Below are 21,233 nucleotides of genomic sequence, written 5' to 3'. Positions count from 1 at the left end.
ATGTGTGTATTATACACTTATATTTCATAAAGAGAAGGTGATAAAAATGAAAGCAGCCATTGTCAATGGGAAAGGTGAAACGCCGATCTACGGTGATTTCCGCGATCCACTCGCTGACGAACAGCATCTGGTGGTCAAGGTAAAAGCTGCCGCGATAAGTCAGTTGGCTAAAGCACGGGCTGCGGGTACCCATTACAGCTCCGACATACAATATCCGTTTATACCCGGGATCGATGGCGCCGGTTATCTCGGTAACGGCGATCCGGTCTTTTTTTTCGCATTTGGTTCTCCCTTTGGCAGTATGGCGCAGATGACGCTGGTGACGGCCAAGAGTATCGTGCCGCTGCCGGAAACGCTTGACCTTTCAATGGCGGCTGCAATAGGTAATCCCGGTATGTCATCCTGGACGGGATTAACGCGCCGGGCGCAGCTGCGCAAAGGTGAAACGGTTCTGATTAATGGTGCCACCGGCACATCCGGCAGCCTGGCAGTGCGGATAGCCCGTCACTTGGGCGCCGGTAAAATCATTGCCACCGGACGTAATAAGGAAGTACTGGAAAAACTCCGTACCCAAGGCGCGGATATCACTCTTGCGCTGGATGAATTATTGGCGCAACTGCCGGCATTGATGGAGGCGGGTATCGATGTGGTACTGGATTATCTCTGGGGTCAGAGCGCACTGGATATCATGATGTCTGCCGTTGCCGGAGGCGACAAGGTGGTGCGCTTTGTGCAAATCGGCTCGTTGAGCGGCCAAGAAATTTCATTGCACAGCAAATTGCTGCGCTCATCAGGGTTGACCTTAATGGGGAGTGGTCTGGGTAGCGTATCAAATGCAGAGTTGGTTGCTTCAGTGGGTGAATTTCTGCGAGCCGCTGCACAGAGCGATTTCTCCATTCCATTCCGTTTGCGTCCGTTAAGCGAAGTAGAAAATGCCTGGAATGAGGATGACAGCCGCTGCCGCACTGTGTTTACCCTCTGATATTCAGATGTTTTACTCCCACCGCTACAGCGTGTCCCCATTATTCCATTAGAGTTTTTGATGGGGGGACATGTATCCTGACACCAGGGATCGGACCGAACCCTGGGAATGAGAGATGACGCACATTCTGAAAGGGGAATTCCTAATTCCCCTTTAATAACTTTTGGGTTGCGTTATTAATATCTCAGGGATTTACATCGGGGAAGAATGGCATGAACAAAACTGAATTCTTTCAACGTGTCGCTCAATTGGATAATTTGACTGCGACCGATCGGCGCGTCATCGATTATCTTGATAAGCACTTTCTTTCCCTTCCGTACTGATTGTCCGGCGGACCTTTATCCCCGCCATCGGCGGTATGCTGGCGATGCTTATCTGCAATGGCCTGCTGAACTGAGCGCGGCGCAGGATCCCCGCGGCTATCCGCCGGTTGAATGATCCCCGCCGCGTGTCGTCTGCTACCACACCATTTGAGCGCTAATACCGGCTTCTCCGGTTAAAGGCCGAACTCGGGGTCGTGGCGAGGGAAGGTGGCGCCCGGATGACCGGATTTGGCTTTTACCGCATCCATGCTAAGGGCGCGGATGGCGTTGGCAAGCCTTTTACGGGATAACATAGCTATGTTATCCGGGATAATTACAGTTCAGCGGTCAGCAAGTCTTCCAGTTTGCGCTGATCGACAGCAAACAGGCGGATACCTTCAGCGAGCTTTTCCGCCGCCCTGATGCCCTCCCAGGTTGAAGCCAGCTTGATGAGGATGCGGGATTTATCGATGCCTTGTTGCTGATACAGGGCTATCAGCTTGCGGGCCTTGGCGACGCACATGCCGCGGTCGAACGACATGCGGGCGTCAACTTCAGTGGAGATACGGCCGGGCACGGTTTTCAGAATTTCAAGACCAATATTGACCGCCAGCTTGTCACAGGCGTTGATGAGCCGGGTTTGTTTGCAGCCGCCCTGCTTGCGGGCGTAATCCAGCGCTTCGATAATCAGGGGCTTGTATTGAGACAGCGCGGCGGCTTTCAGGAAGGGGAAGGGTTGGTTGTGGCGTCCTGGGGTTAAAACCGGCGGATAGAGTCGATATCACCACTGTCGGCAACCACGACGGTCATTTGCTTGAGTGCGTCTAATTGATTCATCTGGAAGTTCCTTAACTCAATCTAAAGAAATGAAACTAGGGTACCTCTGCACAGCGGTTTCAGTTCCGGCCGACGAGGCGTTCGTAGTAGCCGATTTTTTCTACTTTGGGGGCTGAAGAGTTTTTCATATCGTTCTCTCATCTGTTCATATGCTCATATGTTCATTATTTGTTCTTATGATAAATCATTTCTTTTGCCATTTGCGAGCCATTCTTTAGAGAGATTGCCATTATGCGGGGTTTGTCGCTATTTTAAGCGACTAGAAGAAAAGGTTCGAGGTGTGTAGCGAAATTTATCCGTAGGCGTGGGCAGTCTTTGACAATGAATTGATTGTTCATATGTTTTGTAGTTGTTCATATGTTTAAAGACGAGATTCTGGTATATGTAAAGGCCTGCCCGGAATGCTATGCCGCCACCGCTACCTTTGTCGTTTCCGGGAGCGCCTTTGGCAAGGTAATAAATTTCATCAATGCGCCGGCAAAAAGGTATAGGCCGGTATAAATCCAAATAACGCCGCCGCTGTAAACGAACCAGAAAATTCCCACCGCCGATCCCAATCTTTTCGGCGGCGCCTCATAGGCAACCTTAGATAACCAAGCTAGCGCCGGGTTTCCTGCCGGGCAATGCAGGGGCGGACGATTGTTCATGAATAAGGGGTGATTCGCAAAATCCAAAATGGAACGGTTCGGGGTTGCCAATGGGGGCAGTGTTCCGCGATGATGGCCTAATGAGGGTATTCAATACAGGGAGGTTATAATCATGGGAGAACGCCGGATGGCCAAAGCTAAATCATCACGCAAGAAAGGCGGATCGCCGGGGCCGGATCTAGAAGCCCTGCGCAGGCACATACGGGCAAAGGGCGTCGACTACCTCAAGGATCCCAATATCACGTCCGTGGGCATTGGCTTGAAGAATGGGGATGGACCCGTTTGCATTCAATTCACCGTCGGAGCGAAGGGCGAATCCGCCCTACAGTCCCTCGGTAGCCTGCCGATTCCGCAGGCTATCGAAATCGAAGGCGTTATGATACCCACCGACGTAATACAGCGTTCTTATGATCCTTCGTTCAAGCTCGTCAAGCCGGAACAAATGGATGCGCGCCGGGAACGCATCGATCCCATCCGTCCGGGCGTCAGCGTTTCTCATCTGGCGGGGACGGCGGGGACGATCGGTTTGATTGTCTACGATCGATCCACCGGCATGCCCGTGATTCTGTCGAACTGGCATGTCCTGCACGGGAATGCCGGTCAGGTCGGCGGCGCCATCGTTCAACCAGGGCCTTTCGACGATAACAACACTGCCCGCAATGTGGTCGGCGAACTCCTGCGCAGTCATCTGGGGCCGGCCGGGGACTGCGCCCTTGCCGGAATCCGCCTGCGCGGGTATGACGCTTCGGTTTTGGAGCTGGATGTGATGCCGACCCGCATGGCGCAAGTCGAGCTCGGCGATCCGGTCGTCAAGTCGGGGCGCACCACCGGGGTGACCTATGGCAAGGTTCGCCGCATTGATGTAATGGCGCGTATCAATTATGGCCTTCCCAAGGGCGAGCAGGCGATCGGCGGCTTTGAAATCGGCCCCGATCCGGCTCATCCTTCCTCGGATGGCGGTGTCAGCAAGGGCGGCGATTCCGGCTCGGCCTGGCTTATCGCCGAGAATGGCAAACCGAGCGATATATTCGCGGGATTGCACTTCGCCGGCAACGCCGACGGCAATCCGGACGAGTACGCGCTCGCGTGCTATCCGGCATCAGTACAGAAGAAGCTCGACTTCTTGCTTACGCCGCCTCATTCTGATGCGAAAAATTTGCCTTTTATTGAAACGGCCGTTGTCCGAAACGGCTATGATCCTGATTTTCTTGGAATACCTGCTCCGGAACCAGGTCTTTCAACGGCCTTCAAGCGCGACGCGGTGAATTTCGGCCGCGGCCAGACCCTCCCCTATACCCATTTTTCGGTGTGCCTCAGCGCTGCCCGCCGCATGGCGCGCTATGTGGCCTGGAATATTGATGGCTCGCGGATGGTCAAGCTTCCCAGGCTAGGGTTTGCGCTTGATCCGCGCATCGACGGCAAATATCAGATTGGAGATGAGCTGTACAAGGACAACCGGCTTGATCGCGGGCATATCGCCCGCCGGGCGGATCTCTGCTGGGGCGATATTGAAGAGGCAAGGCAGGCAAACAAGGATTCCTTCTACTTCACCAACATTACGCCCCAGCACCAACGCTTTAACCAGTCGTCCCGCAAGGGCCTGTGGGGTGAGCTGGAGAACCTGGTTTTTGATCAGGCGGATGTGCAGGACCTCAAGCTTGCCATCCTTGGCGGGCCGGTATTCGGCAACGAGGATCCCGCCTACCGCGAGATACGCTTACCTCGCGCCTTCTGGAAGCTGATTGCTTATCGAGCCGGTGACGGTCAATTGCGCTGCTCGGCTTTCATCCTTTCGCAAGACAATCTGCTAAACGATCTTGAAAGCCTCGACCTGGACCCTTTTCGCATCTACCAGGTCAGCGTGCCGCAGCTCACTGCACGAACCGCGCTCGACTTCTCCGCCTATGGGGCGGTTGATGTCATGCAGCATCCCGAAATGGCGACTACCGGGCAGGGTATCAACGCTTTTATGCGCGAGCCGAGGACCATAGTGGAAATCAGTTCCAGCGCCGAGATCGTTTTTTAACGACAATGGCGGTCAATACACTAATACGCTGCTGCTTAAAAAATTGATAATCCCGACGCGCCGGCGGAGCGCTTAATCATGGACTGGCATTTCATTGCACGAGCCAGTGGTTAGGTAACCGACGGCAATCTCCCGCGCCAGGGCAGGGGTAGGATAAGTAGGGCAAACAAATGGGAATTCGAGGGATAAAAAGGGGGCTACTCATAGATACCGGGGTACGGATCGGTGTCTATGAGTATGCAGATTAACTGAAATTACACCTATCCTCGATTTAGCACTCGAAGAAAATCCTCTTTATTTGAGATGAGTGATAATGCATTTGCAATGATCTCATCACTAAAAATCGATGCGACTTGTTTTAGCACATCTATATGCTCCTTTTCTTTAGCAATAACGCCAATAGCGATAAACATGACATTGTTTCTATCCCAGATGACGCCATCCGGAAATTGAAAAATCTCAACGCCTTTTTTGATAATGATATTATTGGCCGATTTTGGCAGATGAGGAAGGGTAATACCATTCCCTAAGAACGTCGATACCTGTTGCTCTCTTTCGTTGAGAAAAGCAGCGCAGGCCTGGTTTACGTATCCCTTTTCCAAAAAATCCCTCGCCACCATATCCAAGACTTCAGCTTTGTTTTTGGCTTGACAACCTAAGTGAAGGTTATCGATTGAAACATTGTCTATCATAATCTGTCTCCTTTACGATATAATTTATATTGATTGCGCGTAGAGCACTTTTTTTACTTGCCGGAAGACAGCTCTTCTTCTAATTGTTCCAATGATTTATTTGATGTTTCCGGTAATGCAAATATGACAAATAGAATTACCAGATAGTTGATGATCGCAAAGATCAGGAATACGGGCCCTAAACCGAGCTTGGCCTGAAGGACCGGGAATAAATAGCTAACAATGGCATTCATGATCCACATAAAAAATACCGAAATGCCCATTGATAGCCCGCGAAATTTCAGTGGGAAAAGTTCAGCCAATACCACCCAGGTAAGGAACCCCATGGTACCCTGCATGACGCCGACAAATAATGCTCCTAGCAACCAAATAGCCGTGGCTTTCAAATCACCCGTAAGGTAATAGTCAACGCCCGCTATGATAAGATGCAACGTTGCCATAAGGGCGAAACCAGAAATAATCAGCGTCTTGCGCTTAAACCGATCAACCAGAAACACCACCCCAATAACCATGCCGCCGACAGAAAAGACACCGTTTAACACATTGCAGATTAATGAAGTTCTTTCGGAAAAACCTGCTGTTCGCAGTATTTCCGTACCATAATACATGATGACATTCACCCCGGTTGTTTGCTGCAAAGCTGCCCAGGCGATACCAACCAGGAGTAGTTTGAAAATCCAGGGTGTGTTAAGAATAATTGACAGCGATCCTCCGGAATGCAGCTTTTTTTCTGCTTCAATATTAATTAATGTTACGATATCTTCAAATTCCTTTTTTGCTCTTTCTACGGGTCGAATTTGTTTTAAAATTGCTAAAGCTTCTTCCTTACGATTTTTACTCACCAGCCAGCGGGGGCTTTCCGGTGCGCGCCACATGCCGATAAGCAAACTCATGGCGGGTATTGCCTGGACTATTAACATATATCGCCAAACGTTAGGCAGGTGCCCCCAGATGTAGCCAATGATGGCATTGATCGCAAAGGCGGCCAGCTGGCCGATGACAATGGCTACTTCATTCAAGCCGGTGAGTTTCCCTCGCATTTCTGTCGGCGCAACTTCAGATATAAATGTTGGCGCTGTGACCGATGCTCCCCCTACGGCATAACCAAGTAAAAAACGGGCAATCAATAGGATGGTGATCGTGGGTGATAATGCAGAGATCATGGCGCCGAAAAAGAAAACAAAGGATAGATATAATAGATATTTACGACGTCCAAAATAATCGGACAGCTTGCCGCCACAAATACTGCCAATAGCGGCCCCGATTAACAGTACGCTCATGACGAGGCCTTCTGTCGTCGGTGTGAGGGCCATACCTTCCTTTAAGGAAGGGAAAGCACCATTAATAACACCCGTATCATAACCGAAAAGCAAACCGCCAAAAGTAGCAACTAGCGTTATTTGGTGTAGCCGTTTTCTTTGGTCTATATTGAGATCGATATGAGAGATAAGAGTCATTTTTCTACCTTTTTATTTTATTCTCTACCGGCGGCTAAAACATCTTTAGCCGCTAGTGAATTAAAGGTGATGAAGGGGTCGAGTGTTCTTAATTATTTCCTTAAATAAATTTATATTACCTACATATGAGTCAGCAGTGAGATTGATTCCGGTGGTACCACTGGTTTGATTTCTCACCCTTGCCCCTTCGCCATTATCGAATTCTATAGCTGGACCCACCGGCGTTCCTGCGCTGACTGGGCAATAGCTTCCAGCACTTTTGAAACCCGCAAGCCTTCTTCAAAGTCGGGCCACAATTTATCGCCGGCTGCTATACCATTAATCAAATCCCTGATTTCGATCGTCTTCTGATCGTTAAAACCAAATCCATGCCCGGCAGAGACACAGAAAGGGGCATAGTCAGGATATGAAGGTCCGACCAAGATTGTTTTGAAACCCTGCCTTTCCACGGGCTCATCATGCCGATATAGTTTTAATTCAGCCATTCTCTCCTGCGTATAGGTAATTGATCCCTTCGTTCCGGTGACCACATACGTTAATCCCATCTTGCAACCGCTGGCGATCCGTGATGTTTCAATCACGCCCATGACACCGGACTCAAAACGGATTAACGCGCTCGCTTGGTCCTCATTTTCCACTTTGGCCCGTTTAGACGGAGCTTGAGGATCGGGGCGTTCAGCGATAACAGTTTGCATATCGCCGGCAACCTCACGGATATTGCCGATAAGGTAATGAGCCATATTAACAATGTGCGCCGCAAGATCCCCCAGAGCGCCCAGGCCGGCTAATGCTCTCTTGCAATGCCAATCAATGGGCGTCTGCGGGCTGGCTAAATAATCCTCGTTATGCGTCCCGTAAAAATGCACTATTTCGCCAATTTCACCATTTTCTATGATCTGCCTGGCGAGCTGTGCCGCCGGGTTTTTCATATAATTAAAACCCACCAGCGTCTTGACGTTGGCTTTTTTGGCGGCTGCAACCATCTCAGCGGCGTCGGCCGCAGTCAGTGCCAAAGGCTTTTCGCTATAGACATGTTTGCCATGCTTGATGGCTTCAATAGCGACTTCTTTATGAAGAAAGTTGGGCACACAAATATCAACGACATCAATGCGCGGATCGCTTACCAACTGATGCCAGTCAGCTGTAAAACGCGTGAAGCCAAAGTCCTTTGCTTTTTTTTCCGCCAGGTCTTCATTTATTTCCGCCAGCATTTCTTTGACTATTATTCCTTTTAACGGAAAAACAGTGGGGGCCTGGGCATAGGCAATTGCATGGCAACGGCCAATATAACCCGTACCCACTAATCCAATTCTGACTTCTTTCATGAATGATTCTCCGTACTTTTATTTTGCCCATCAAATGCGTCATAGGGGGCAACCGATAACCGCGGGGCAAAAAAGCCTGGCGGAAAGTATTTAACCATTATGCAAGGATGACCGGCGTTAAATGCCCGCGACCTCGCGAATGTATCGCCTGGCTTTAACCGCATATTCAAAAGGATTGGCTTTGGCAGGGTCTTGTTCCGCTTCCACCACCAGCCAACCTTTATACCCAAAATCATCCAGCAGCCTGAATACCGGCTTGAAATCAATCACCCCGTCGCCCGGCACGGTAAAGGTGCCTTTCTTTACGCCGTCCAGAAAACTGAGCTTATGGGCGCGAACCTCGGCCACGACCTTATCCCGCACATCTTTCAGATGAACATGATTGATGCGCGGCAGATGCTTTTCCAGGATGCGAAGCATCGCTTCCTGCGAACCTTCCGAGTAGTAGGCATGGCCGGTGTCATAGAGCAGGTAAACATCGTCATCCACCAGATCCAGAAAATGGTCTATTTCCTCGGCGGTCTGGATGCCGGTGCCCATATGGTGGTGCAGGCCGACGGTCATCCCCTTTTCAGCGGCGAGATCCGCCAACTCGTTATAGCCGCTAACCACCAAACTCCACTCCCTGTCGGTAAAGTCGGGACGTCCCTCCAGTACCGGTTTTGGCGTCCCCTGGGTACTGCGCGATTGCTCGGAACAGCCGATGACTTTCGCCCCCATGGCATGCAGAAAATCGCGGTGGGTGATAAATTCATCGATGGTTTTGGCTTTAAGTCCGTCGGCAAAAAAAGTGCTGAACCAGGCGTTGCAAATCTGAATACCCCGGATATCCAGCATCGGTTTAAGGATTTTAGGATCGCGGGGATATTTACTGCCCACTTCGCTGCCGATAAAACCGGCCAGCGCCATTTCACTCACTGTCTGCTGAAAGGTATTTTCCTTGCCTAAATCGGGCATGTCGTCATTGGTCCAGCCGATGGGGGCGATGGCGAGTTTGACTTTGTTTTTATCCATGATAATGGCACCTTGAATTGAACGATAATAGAATGATTGTCCAGCGCGGCTGCCCGCTGCGCTTAATAAAAGGGCATTGAGATTTAATGTGGGTAAAATGCCGGACGGGGCGGCAGCGATATCTGTACCACGCCAGGCGTTTTTTGCGCCGCTATGCAGGCGTCCGCGGCTACTGAGGCTGCATAGCCGTCCCAGGCGGAAGGGCCGGTCAGTTCCGATTTTGTCACACCGTTAATGAAGTCCTGCAGCTCGACGTCATAAGCATCAATAAAACGATCCTTCCAGTCGGTGAGAATGGTATGGGAAAGCTTGGCCTTGCTGCGCAACAAGATACTGGAGGGTTCCGGCAGGCTGGCGATGCCTTCCTCGCCCACCACCTGGGTTTGTATGTCATAGCCGTATTGACAGTTAACGAAAATCTCTACATCTATCCGGGCGCCCTTGACGGTTTCCAGCAAAACGATCTGCGGGTCGCGCAATTTGGCATGAGTATGAGCGGAGGCCCTTGGGAAAATCACCTGCGCTGAAACATAATCATCGTCCAGCAGCCAGCGCAGCACGCCCAATTCATGGATCATGGTATTGGTGATGGCCATGTCGGTGGTATAATTTTCATCCACTTTCTGGTTGCGGTGAGCGCAATGAAGCATTAGCGGCCGGCCGATTTCGCCGCTGTCGATCACTTTTTTCAGCGCCCTGTATCCCTGATCGTAAGGACGCATGAATCCGACCTGTACCAAACGTCGGCCATAAGCAATTTCGGCATCGACGATGCGTTTGCAGCCGGCGGCGGTGACGGCCAGCGGTTTTTCACAAAATACCGGCTTGCCGGCGGCGATGGCCTGCAAAACAAACGCTTCGTGGGTGGGGTCCCAGGACGTGATAATCAGCGCGTCCACATTGGCGGCATTAATCACCTCCTTGCCGTCCGGCAGCACTACGGCATCCAGGCCGAACCTACCTACGGTCTGGGAGGCGCTTTTAAGGTCGATATCGGTAACGGCAACGACCGTTGCCCCTTGCAATACCTGGCTACAACGGCGGATATGTTCCTGGCCAATGGCCCCGGTACCGATCACCCCTAATTTCAGCGTCATGTTTTTTCTCCTCGTAATATGTTTATTTCACTTATATGAAAATATATATTTCATATTATATTAATGCAGAAAAAACGTTCTGTTCTGAGATGAAGATCATACATTGAAGGTTATTTTTTACTTCAGCCCCTGATGGGACCCTGGCTATCCTAGTTGAAGAAACATGATAATTTAATATAACTATATGATTTTTAATTAATAAAAAGGATAAAAAATAGTGTAATCCTATCAGGATATTCTGGCCGGCAAGGAGAACAGGGGGAGAAAAGGTAAAGGATATTGATGAGCAATCAATGCGATGCATTTTTTTAGCCATTTTTTTTAAAACTTAAATTTTTTAAAAATTAAAAATATGAAATAATTGTTTTATATAGTCATCATCTGAGCACGATGTCCGTGAGGTCGCAGGGTAGGAAAGGGCGGTGGGAAGGCACCGAGGGAGATAAAGCGGAAACAGGTTTTTGCTGATTAAAAAACGTGCGTTGATTACGCCGGCACAGCCAGCGCCGGTTCTGAGCATTAATGGTAGGCACTGACCAGGGCCGCAGCATCGGCGGTTAGATACCCTAAACCGCCGATGCTGCGGCCCGATGGTTCAGTACTGACGGGCCTTGCCGATATTCTCTTCCAGCATGCGAGCCACGGCCTGTATATCAGCGCTGGCGGAGACCTGCGCGCCGCCGACCCGCCACCAGCTGAAATAACCGTGGATCATGGTCTTTGGCAGCACTTTAATATCAATCAGCGTCGAGACGGTCTGCCGCTTGGCATTTTCCAGCGCATCCCGTAACTCCTCCACCGTGGAGACCCGGTAACTTTTGCAGCCGTAGCCCTCGGCGATTTTGGCAAAATCCACCGGTACAAAGGCGCCGTCAAGCCGGGCCGGCGATGTCCCCCGAAAGCGGAATTCGGTGAAAAAGCTGTGCATACCGTGTCCCAACTGCAAGTTGTTAATGCACCCGTTGGTCATGTTGTCGAACAGAATCACATTGATTTTACAGCCTTCCTGTAGGGAGGAAACCAGTTCGGAATGGGACATCATGAAGGCCCCGTCGCCTGCCAGCGCGTACACCTCCCGTTCCGGCTCGGCCATTTTGACCCCAAGCGCCGCGTTGACTTCATAGCCCATGCACGAGTAGCCGTACTCAACGTGATAGCTCTGGATGGATGTCGTACGCCAGATCCGCTGCAAATCCCCCGGCAGACTGCCTGAAGCGGCGACGATCACCGCGTTCTCCGGGAGAGTTTCATTGAGAATACCCAGGACGCGGCTTTGGGTAAGCCACGAACCGGTAACTTTGTTGAATTCGGCAAAGACGGACTTGCGGTCCAGGCTATCCTCGATTTCGGGCACAAAATCATCGCCGGTATAATTAATGGCATAAACGCGTTCCCGTTCCGTCTGCAATTGGTCGCGTACCTCCTTTATACGGTTCCCCCAGTCCCCATGCCACTCTTGCGACGCCAGGCATTGATTGAGGGCCAGCAGCGCCTCGCGTGCGTCCGCGGTGACCTGGCAGCCGTCGAGCTTGAAGGCGTCGAAACGGTTAATATTCAAATTCAGGAACGAGACCGCCGGATTCTGGAAAATCCATTTGGATGAGGTGGTGAAATCGGTATAACGCGTTCCAACACCGATAATCAAATCCGCTTCCTTGGCCAGCAGATTGGCGGACAGGGCCCCCGTTTCGCCGATGCCGCCGACATTCAGCGGGTGGTCGGAAAGCAACGTGCCTTTCCCGGCCTGGGTTTCGGCAAAGGGGATGCGGTAACGTTCGGCAAAATCCCTCAGCGCCTGCCCGGCATCTGAATATTTAGCGCCGCCGCCGCAAATCAGCAGGGGTTTGCTTTTACGTAACAACAATTCCACCGCCTTGTCCAACATGTCTGCCGTGGCGGGCCGGCGCTCGATGCGATGCATGCGTTTCTGAAAGAAATAATCCGGATAATCATACGCCTCGCCCTGGACATCCTGCGGCAGGGACAGGGTGACGGCGCCGGTTTCCGCCGGGTCGGTCAGCACACGCAAGGCATTGATACAGGCGCTCATCAATTGTTCAGGGCGGGAAATCCGATCCCAATATTTGCTTACGGTGCGAAAAGCATCGTTGGTGCTGATACTGAGGTCATGGGACTGTTCGATTTGCTGCAGTACCGGATCGGGCTGGCGGGTGGCGTAGACATCGCCGGGCAGCAGCAGCAGGGGAATACGATTGGCGGTGGCGGTGGCCGCCGCCGTAATCATGTTGGCGGCGCCGGGACCGACGGAAGAGGTACAAGCATATATCTGCCGGCGCAAGGATTGTTTGGCATAGCCGATGGCCGCATGGGCCATGCCTTGCTCATTTCGGCCCTGATGGATATGCAGTTGTCCGCAATCCTGCTCCAAGGCCTGCCCGAGCCCCAGGACGTTGCCATGGCCGAAGATGGCAAAAATTCCTTTGATGAATTTCGTTTCGACGCCGTCAACGTCCACATACTGATTATCTAAAAAACGTACCAGCGCCTGTGCCACGGTCAATCTGATTCTATTCATGTTTTCCTTCCATTATCCCTGGCCTGCGGGAGATCCCACCGGCCGGGATAACCGCCGGTCGTAACAGGATCCGTGAAAGACAAGGGTTATGATGTGGTGACTAGGGTGATGAAGACCTGGAACGATTATAGGTATTTCCATATCTAAAAAAACCAAAAACAAAATTTTAATTTCATTTATGAGAGAAATATCAAACATTGGAAATATTGCCTTCATTTTATGAAAAGGCGCTTCCAGTAACATTTTTTGAAGGATAATGTAGTTAATATATTGAAAATAAACAAAATAAATATTTTTTTTATCTATATTGGCATACTATGAAATTTTTAATTCCATTTAATAATTATCGTTTATAATCAATTTAATAAATGGATATAGGGGAATAGAATGAGATTTTGTTACTTTTATGTTAAATATTTAATTATTTTCTGTTTTCATGGAAAATGAAATTTAAATTCTGATAATGGTCCGACGTTTCCAGTCAAACAATGTCTTTTAAACCCACTGGTTGGCAGGCTGCGGGCCGGTCCATAAAAGAAGCGGGGCATCGGCAGGATCTGCGGCGAATGCCTCTGGGCCGCCTGGAGACCGCCCATGGCGGAGATACTCATCTCCCCGGGGTTTTGTGGAACGCAAGCATGATGCACTTAATAAAATGACGAGATATTTTCAATAATAGGTTGATTTGAAATTTTCAATCGTAATAATCGAGGCTAGCGCTTTCGCTGACATTGACGGTGTGTAGTTTTCATGACAACTTCTTCTTCACAGCTCTCGGCACTACAGGATGACATACGCAACCGCTACGATACGCTCAGTAAGCGATTGAAGCAGGTGGCGCGCTATATGCTGGATAATAGTACCAGTATCCCTTTTGACACCGTTGCCTCTATCGCTGCAAAAGCCAACGTTCCTCCTTCAACGCTGATCCGATTTGCCAATGCGTTCGGTTTTGATGGTTTCAATGAAATGAAACAGGTATTTCGTCAATTCATGATGGAAGATACCGGCAGCTATACCGAACGCGCCCGGTTATTTCGCCAGACCGCCGGCAAAGAGGCCAATGCGCCGGAAACGCCGATGGAAATACTGAGCATGTTCAGTATGGTCAACAGCCTGGCGCTTCAGCAACTGCCGGGGCAGATCAAAGAAGAGGATTTGGCCCATGCGGTGAAGCTGCTGGCGGATGCCAACAATATCTATGTCATCGGGCTGCGCCGCTCCTTCAGTATCGCCGCTTATTTGACTTACGCCTTGCGCCATCTGGAACGCCGCGCTTTTCTTATCGACGGGCTGGGCGGTATGTTTGCCGAGCAACTGAGCATGGTGCAATCCGATGACGTGGTGATTGCCATCAGCTATTCGCCGTATGCTCAGGAAGTGGTGGAACTGGTCTCGATGGGCGCCAGAAGCGGCGCCAAGCAAATTGCCATTACCGATAGCCTGGTGAGTCCGCTCGCCGCATTCAGCGAAGTCTGCTTTGTGGTGCGTGAGGCGCAAGTGGACGGCTTTCGTTCCCAGGTGTCTTCCATGTGTTTGTCCCAGACGCTGATGCTGTCCCTGGCGATGCAAAATGCCAGCCACTTGTCCGGCGACAGGCAAAAAGCAGGCTGACGGCCCGGTGGACAACGTCCCGCCTTATTGCCCCGAGTAGGTTTGTCAGCAGTCTGAGCGCCCCCGCAGGGGCGCTTGAGTCGACCGAAAACCCGTTTTACTCGGATGGCGCTAAAGGCGCCTTCGGGTATTCCGCCGAGTTGATCCAGGCGTGGTCCTTTTCCCAGGTAAACTGCCATCTCCGTACGGGACCGGCCATCACATTGAGATAATAATCGTCATAACCCGCCAGGGTGGCCACCGGGTGGTAGCCGCGCGGGACCTTTACCACATCCCGGTCATACACCGGCATACATTCGTCAAGGGAGCGATCGTCGGTGTAAACCCGTTGCAGGCAAAACCCCCGGGACGGATCGAGACGATGATAATAGGTCTCTTCCAGATAGGTTTCATGGGCCGAGTTTTCCGTATCATGCTTATGGCTGGGGTAGGAGCTGGTATCCCCTTCCGCGGTAAATACCTCCACCACCAGCAGGCTATCGGCCGGGGCGTTTTCCGGCAGAATATTATGCACCAGCCGCTTGTTGCGTCCCTTGCCTCGTTGTTCAACCCCGACATCCCCCGGTGCGATAAGCCGCGCCGGTAAATTGCCGCTGCCGGGCGCGCGGCACACCGCGAGTTCCAGATCGGTTAATGCGGCGATATGCGCCTGATCGTGATGAGGAACGTAAACCGAAAAAGGCGGTGTGCGCTCAAAGGGACTCATGCGTTTGCCGATAGGGCCGAAATCGGCATGGCGGGTGGTGATGGCGGCCAAACCGGCCACCAGCACCAGGCAAAGCTCCTGGCCGCCGCTGTCAAGCTCCAGCGTCTGTCCTTTTTTGAGCTGATAGGCGTCAAAACCAACATAACGCCAGCCGGCATTTGCCGGAGTGATGTGCTGAATACGTCCGCTGGCATCCCCGGTATGGTACTTGGATAATAATGTGGTCACACAGTCCTCCTGTCCGAATCCACTTCAGCGTCCCGATGCGTTGACCTGACAATTCTGCGTCCCGGTTAAGGCAAGGAGGGGAAGTGGTACGCATTGTACAATTTTTACCACCATACATTTACGGAATAAACATTTCAAATGTATTGTTTTGAAATTTTAATTTAATGGGATGCCTCGCACATTTCCTTGGACGAAGCGACGTGGGGGCGCGGAAGAAACAGCAAGACCGGCCGCCGGTGATGGGTAAAGCGGTTTACGCCGGGTAACGCCGCGCCATCGGGTATTACCCGCCGGATTTTTATGCGGCGGATCTAATAATTAGAATTTCGTTATTAATTTTTTTGAAATGAATGTTCTAATATGGGAAACGAAATATCTCCCGGCGATGCCCCCCTTAAGCATGGCTTCCTATTATCAACGATGGAATCGGGCAGGCGGGGTGGGTTGGATGATGCTTTCTTTATTCACATACTCAAGGACCTGACTATGACAATTTCAACTTTTTCTCTGCCCCGCAATATTATCTATGGGGAAAACGCGTTAGATCATTTATCGCAATTAACCGGTAAAAAAGCCGCCCTGGTGACCGGCGGCAGTTCGATGAAACGCCTGGGCTTTTTGCAGCGCGCCGAGGATTTGCTAAAACAAGCAAAATTTGACTGCATCATTATAGATAACGTGGAGCCGAATCCCTCGATTGAAACCGTCCGCAGAGGCGCGAAAGCGATGCTGGACTTTCAACCGGACTGGATCGTGGCTATCGGAGGCGGATCGGCGCTGGATGCGGCCAAAGTCATGTGGTGTTTTTATGAGCATCCGCACTTGAGTTTCGAGGACACCATCCCCGTTGGCGCCATGCCGCCCCTGCGCACGAAAGCCCGCTTTGTTGCCATTCCCTCCACCAGCGGCAGCGCGTCTGAAATCACCGCTTTTTCCGTGATCACCGATAGCCGAAACCATATCAAATATCCCATCGTCGCTGCGGATATGGTGCCGGATATAGCGATTCTCGACCCGCTTATTCCAGCGAAAATGCCGCCGGACGTTACCGTTCACACTGGCATGGATGTATTGACCCATGCGCTGGAAGCCTATGTTTCCACCGCGGCGACCTCATTTACCGACCCCTATGCCGTCGAGGCAATCCGGTTGGTGTTTGAAAATCTGGAAACCGCTTATCTGCAGCCGGAAAACATGACTGCCCGTTTCAATATGCATAACGCCTCCGCCCTGGCCGGTATAGCCTTTACCAATGCCTCGCTGGGCCTGGTGCATTCCATGGCGCATAAAATCGGCGGTGAGTTCGGCATTACCCACGGTCTGGCCAATGCCATTATGCTGCCCTATATCATCCAATATAATCGCCTTTCCACCGATAAATACCGTCAGTTGGAAAAAACGCTGAGAATCAATGATTTGATTGATGTGATTAGAGATCTCAATCGGCGGTTGAATATTCCCTCCACCTTGAAAGAATGCCGGGAAACGGCTATCGAAGAGAGAAAGTTCAATGCTGTGCTGGAAAGAATGAGCAAAAACGCCCTGGCTGATCCTTGTACCTTAACCAATCCGGGCCATCCCGATGTGGAGGATGTCAGAATACTCTATCAGCAAAGCTATTATGGAGAAGAAGCGTTTATGTTTTTGGTAAATTAACGCAAACGGGGCGGTCGGGCGACCGCCCCGTAAGGCTGAACCCAATATCAATAATTGTCGTTAAATCGTCCCATCCCAGGAATCCACTTTTTCGCGTTTACGCTCCTCCTCATCGAACCAGCGGCTGGTAACACACTTGGTTTCGGTATAAAAACGTACGCCGTCTTTGCCCAGACAGTGCAGATCGCCAAAGAAGGAGTTTTTATGGCCGGAGAAGGGGAACACGCCCACCGGTACCGGAATGCCCACATTAATGCCCACCATGCCGCCGTGGGTCCGTTTCTGGAATTCCCGGGCATAGTGGCCGTTCTGGGTAAAGATAACCGAACCGTTGGCCAGCGGATTGCGGTTCATCACTTGCAGCCCTTCTTCGAAATTTTTTACTCGCTTGAAGCATAGCACCGGACCGAACACTTCCTCGGTGCCGATGGTCATCTCTTCAGTTACCCGATCAAACAGCGTCGGGCCGACATAATAGCCGTTTTCAAATCCTTCGACCTGAAAGCCACGGCCGTCCAGCACCAGCTTGGCGCCTTCTTCGATTCCTTTGGTTATCCAGTTTTCCACCGACTTTTTATGTTCAGCCGAGATAACCGGCCCCATATCCGTCTCTTTGCGGTAACCCGGTCCCACCTTCAGCGCCTGCGCTTTTTCCAAAACCGCCGCAATCAGCCGATCGGCGATTTCTTCCTGCACCACCACCACCGGCAATGCCATGCAGCGTTCTCCCGCACAGCCAAAGGCGGCGTTGATAATGCCTGCCGCGGTACGGGCAATAGGGGCGTCCGCCAGCACCAGCGCATGATTTTTGGCTTCACACAGCGCCTGGACGCGTTTACCGTGCGCCGCCGCTTTGGAATAGACATGCAGTCCCACTGAGGTGGAGCCGACAAAGGAGACGCCGTTGACATCCGGATGGGTCAGGAACAGATCGGCTTCGTTGCGCGAACAGGTCACAATATTAATGACCCCGTCGGGTACGCCGGCTTCCTGGTAGAGTTTGGCGATTTCCATACAGGTCATCGGCGTCATGCTGGCCGCTTTAATCACAATGGTATTGCCGGAGGCGATACACAGCGGGGCCATCCATCCCATGGGGATCATGGCGGGAAAATTGAACGGCACGATACCGGCGAACACCCCAATGGGTTCACGGTACAGGGTGGTATCAATACCCACCGAGGCATCCATGAGGCTTTCACCGGCCAATAATGTCGGAATAGAGCAGGCCAGCTCCGTACCCTCCTTGGCTTTCAGTACATCGCCCTGGGCATCGCCCCAGGCTTTGCCGTTTTCCCTGGCGACCAGTTCCGTCAGGCGTTCCTCATGTTTAATCAGCAGCTCGCGTAACTGGAACATGATCTGCGCCCGTTTGATGGCCGGGGTATTTGACCAGGCCGGGAACGCTTTGCGGGCGGCGGCGATGGCGGTTTTGACTTCATTTTCCGTACAACAGGGCGCTTTGGCGATAATTTCGCCGGTGCTGGGATTACGCACGTCCATAAAGCGGGTGGTTTTGGAATCGAGCCAACGGCCGTCAACCAGATACTGCAGTGTTTTTACTGTAGACATATCCATACACTCCATCATTTGATAAATCTCTCTTCATTTACTAGGCGCTATCTTGCTCAACGGCCCTGACGGCATTATAGGGTTGCAGGGTTTTAGATAAATCAATTTTAGAATATAAATTTCATTTATGAGATATGAATCAAGAAAATGAAACTTATATTTCTTTGCGTGTTTATATGAGAATTGATCCCAACATAACGGAGGGGGTATTCAAATAAAATTTATTTATATCAATATATTAAATATTTTTATCGTAACGGATAACCGGCGCAGCGCCGGTTAGGGCAATGGGTGATGCCAGCAAATTATGCTCCAAATTGCTGGAGAAACCCTTCCAATCTAAGGTTTTTTATAAGGGATATTCGTTTTAATGTGATTGAAAATGAAATTTTTACTCCTCATAATGTCCACAGGCTTTTTATTGACGAGGGGATTGATCATTATGAGTACGGCGCAGCAGCACAAAACGCTTGATGTCATATGCATCGGGCGCATCGCGCTTGATTTGTACGGACAACAAATCGGCGCCCGGCTGGAGGATATGGCCACGTTTGCGAAATATCTTGGCGGTTCGTCGGGCAATGTCGCCTACGGTACGGCGGTACAGGGCCTGAAGTCCGGCATGCTGGCGCGGGTGGGGGACGAGCATATGGGCCGTTTCCTGCGGGAGGAGCTACAGCGCGTCGGAGTGGACACCCGTTATCTCATTACCGACAAAGAGCGGCTTACGGCGCTGGTTATCCTTGGGGTAAAAGATCAGGAAACGTTCCCGCTGATTTTCTATCGCGAGAATTGCGCGGATATGGCGCTGAGTCCCGGAGATATCGACGAGGACTATATTGCCTCCAGCCGGGCGGTGGCCATAACCGGTACCCATCTTTCACACCCGAATACCCGCGCCGCGGTGCTTAAGGCGCTGACGTTAGCAGAGCGCCACGGTTTGCGCCGGGCGCTGGATATCGACTACAGGCCGGTGCTGTGGGGCCTGACCGCTCTGGGAGACGGCGAGACCCGCTTTATCTCTTCTGAACGCGTCACCCGCGAGCTCCAGGACGTGCTGCATCATTTTGATCTGATTGTCGGTACCGAAGAGGAATTCCATATTGCCGGCGGCAGCACCGATACGCTGACAGCGCTGGGCAATGTTCGCCGGGTCAGTAAAGCGACTCTGGTCTGCAAGCGGGGCGCGCAGGGATGCTCGGTGTTTGAAGGGGATATCCCGGCCGGTTGGGACGCGGTGGCGCTCTACAGCGGCGTACGGGTGGACGTGCTCAATGTGCTGGGGGCGGGGGATGCGTTTATGTCCGGTCTGCTGCGCGGCTATCTGAACGATGAAGGCTGGGAGAAGGCCTGCCGTTACGCTAATGCCTGCGGCGCGCTGGTGGTGTCGCGTCACGGCTGCGCGCCGGCGATGCCGACCCGCATTGAACTGGACGACTACCTGCTGCGCGAGCAAACGGTACCGCGGCCGGATAAAGATGTGCGGTTGAATCATCTGCACCGGGTAACGACCCGCAAGCAGCAGTGGGACGAGCTGTGCGTTTTCGCGTTTGATCATCGCAAACAGTTGGTGGATATGGCCCGAGCCGCCGGGCGGAGCGAGAGCGATATCCCCCGGTTGAAACTCCTGTTGTTGCAAGGGGCCCGGGCGGCGGCGGCCGAGGCAGGACTGAAAAACAACGGCGGTATCCTGGCGGACACGACATTCGGCCAGGCGGCCCTTAACGATATCACCGGCCAGGGATGGTGGATAGGCCGCCCGATCGAGTTGCCGGGCTCGCGGCCGCTGCGCCTGGAACATGGCGATATCGGCTCGCAGCTCAGGGGTTGGCCGCTGGAGCATGTGGTCAAATGCCTGGTGTTTTATCATCCCAAGGACAGTGAGGTGATGCGCCTTGAACAGGAGGCGTTGATTACCGAGGTGTATCAGGCCTGCTGCCTGTCCGGCCATGAACTGTTGCTGGAAGTGATCCTGCCGGAGGATAACCCAGACCGGGATGAAAGATACTACGGGCAGATCCTGTCGCGTTTTTATGCCTTGGGGATCCAGCCGGACTGGTGGAAGCTGCCGCCGCAGTCACCCTCCGGCTGGCAGGATATCAGCCGTATTATCCAGCGTCATGATAGCCATTGCCGGGGCGTGGTGATCTTGGGATTGGATGCGCCGGAAGCCACCTTGAAGGCCGGTTTCGCGGCGGCGGCGGACACGCCGTGTGTGAAGGGCTTCGCGGTGGGCAGGACTATTTTTGGCGAGCCGTCCGCCAAATGGTTCCGGGGCGAGCTGGATGACGCTCAGTTGGTAAGGGAAGTGAAACAAAATTTCCTCAGGCTTATCGGCTACTGGCGAATTTATCGTCCCGCAAAATCCTGAACCGGCCATCAAGACTATCTCAGCACTATCTCAGCGCGGGAATAATGGCCGTCCCGCGCAGCTTTGGACACAAATCGTCAAGCGAATCGGCGTTATGAACAAAATAGTGAAGCAAGACTCTTTAAATGGAAAAAATATGGGATTACACTCATTTTAATAAGAATGAGAATT

General features: G+C 51.9%; 13 protein-coding genes and 2 pseudogenes. 5 read left to right on the top strand and 10 right to left on the bottom strand.

What is annotated here, in order from left to right; all coding sequences use genetic code 11:
* Positions 1–46 precede the first annotated feature (46 nt).
* Complete coding sequence (locus ACL2XO_RS17860) at positions 47–982, top strand: quinone oxidoreductase family protein (protein ID WP_413741181.1); 936 nt, start codon at positions 47–49, stop codon at positions 980–982.
* A gap of 532 nt (positions 983–1,514) precedes the next feature.
* Here the strand turns inward: ACL2XO_RS17860 and ACL2XO_RS17855 are convergent.
* Positions 1,515–1,598, bottom strand: a pseudogene (locus ACL2XO_RS17855) (hypothetical protein); the annotation flags it as partial.
* A 77-nt stretch (positions 1,599–1,675) separates the two neighbouring features.
* Positions 1,676–2,121, bottom strand: a pseudogene (locus tag ACL2XO_RS17850) (transaldolase family protein); the annotation flags it as partial.
* 774 nt (positions 2,122–2,895) lie between these two features.
* On the opposite strand from ACL2XO_RS17850, the gene ACL2XO_RS17845 reads away from it, so the two are divergent.
* Entirely contained in the window at positions 2,896–4,794 is a 1,899-nt protein-coding gene (locus ACL2XO_RS17845; protein WP_413741180.1) for a DNA/RNA non-specific endonuclease, read from the top strand.
* A 260-nt stretch (positions 4,795–5,054) separates the two neighbouring features.
* On the opposite strand, the gene ACL2XO_RS17840 is transcribed toward ACL2XO_RS17845, so the two are convergent.
* From ACL2XO_RS17840 to iolD, 6 genes are all read right to left on the bottom strand, one after another.
* Complete coding sequence (locus ACL2XO_RS17840) at positions 5,055–5,486, bottom strand: PTS sugar transporter subunit IIA (RefSeq protein WP_132927687.1); 432 nt, start codon at positions 5,484–5,486, stop codon at positions 5,055–5,057.
* 53 nt (positions 5,487–5,539) lie between these two features.
* Positions 5,540–6,943, bottom strand: a complete 1,404-nt coding sequence (locus ACL2XO_RS17835; RefSeq protein ID WP_413724929.1) for a sugar porter family MFS transporter — start codon at positions 6,941–6,943, stop codon at positions 5,540–5,542.
* Between the two features lie 203 nt (positions 6,944–7,146).
* A complete protein-coding gene (locus ACL2XO_RS17830) occupies positions 7,147–8,268 on the bottom strand; it encodes a Gfo/Idh/MocA family protein (RefSeq protein ID WP_413741179.1) in 1,122 nt (373 codons plus the stop codon).
* Between the two features lie 117 nt (positions 8,269–8,385).
* Positions 8,386–9,282 (bottom strand): myo-inosose-2 dehydratase, encoded by an 897-nt coding sequence (iolE, locus tag ACL2XO_RS17825; RefSeq protein ID WP_413741178.1) that lies wholly within the window; start codon positions 9,280–9,282, stop codon positions 8,386–8,388.
* 83 nt (positions 9,283–9,365) lie between these two features.
* Complete coding sequence (locus tag ACL2XO_RS17820) at positions 9,366–10,379, bottom strand: Gfo/Idh/MocA family protein (RefSeq protein ID WP_413741177.1); 1,014 nt, start codon at positions 10,377–10,379, stop codon at positions 9,366–9,368.
* Positions 10,380–10,974: 595 nt separating this feature from the next.
* The gene (gene iolD, locus ACL2XO_RS17815) at positions 10,975–12,915 is read right to left on the bottom strand and encodes a 3D-(3,5/4)-trihydroxycyclohexane-1,2-dione acylhydrolase (decyclizing) (RefSeq protein WP_413741176.1); all 1,941 of its coding nucleotides are present in this window, start codon (positions 12,913–12,915) and stop codon (positions 10,975–10,977) included.
* Between the two features lie 750 nt (positions 12,916–13,665).
* On the opposite strand from iolD, the gene ACL2XO_RS17810 reads away from it, so the two are divergent.
* Positions 13,666–14,529 carry a MurR/RpiR family transcriptional regulator gene (locus ACL2XO_RS17810; protein WP_413724925.1) on the top strand — a complete coding sequence of 288 codons (864 nt, stop codon included), beginning with the start codon at positions 13,666–13,668 and terminating at the stop codon, positions 14,527–14,529.
* A gap of 97 nt (positions 14,530–14,626) precedes the next feature.
* Here the strand turns inward: ACL2XO_RS17810 and iolB are convergent, their stop codons facing one another.
* Positions 14,627–15,463 carry a 5-deoxy-glucuronate isomerase gene (gene iolB, locus ACL2XO_RS17805; RefSeq protein WP_132927694.1) on the bottom strand — a complete coding sequence of 279 codons (837 nt, stop codon included), beginning with the start codon at positions 15,461–15,463 and terminating at the stop codon, positions 14,627–14,629.
* Between the two features lie 486 nt (positions 15,464–15,949).
* Between iolB and ACL2XO_RS17800 the strand changes: the two genes are divergently transcribed.
* A complete protein-coding gene (locus tag ACL2XO_RS17800; RefSeq protein WP_413741175.1) occupies positions 15,950–17,119 on the top strand; it encodes an iron-containing alcohol dehydrogenase in 1,170 nt (389 codons plus the stop codon).
* Positions 17,120–17,179: 60 nt separating this feature from the next.
* Here the strand turns inward: ACL2XO_RS17800 and ACL2XO_RS17795 are convergent, their stop codons facing one another.
* Positions 17,180–18,691, bottom strand: a complete 1,512-nt coding sequence (locus ACL2XO_RS17795; protein ID WP_413741174.1) for a CoA-acylating methylmalonate-semialdehyde dehydrogenase — start codon at positions 18,689–18,691, stop codon at positions 17,180–17,182.
* A gap of 442 nt (positions 18,692–19,133) precedes the next feature.
* Here ACL2XO_RS17795 and ACL2XO_RS17790 point away from each other — a divergent pair, with 442 nt between their 5' ends.
* Positions 19,134–21,062, top strand: a complete 1,929-nt coding sequence (locus ACL2XO_RS17790; protein WP_132927697.1) for a bifunctional 5-dehydro-2-deoxygluconokinase/5-dehydro-2-deoxyphosphogluconate aldolase — start codon at positions 19,134–19,136, stop codon at positions 21,060–21,062.
* The last annotated feature ends 171 nt before the right edge of the window (positions 21,063–21,233 follow it).

It is taken from the genome of Sodalis sp. RH15, assembly GCF_047324255.1.
Lineage (GTDB): Bacteria > Pseudomonadota > Gammaproteobacteria > Enterobacterales > Enterobacteriaceae > Acerihabitans > Acerihabitans ligni.
Note: the sequence above shows the minus strand (reverse complement) of the source record. Positions and strands in the feature narration are given on the sequence as shown.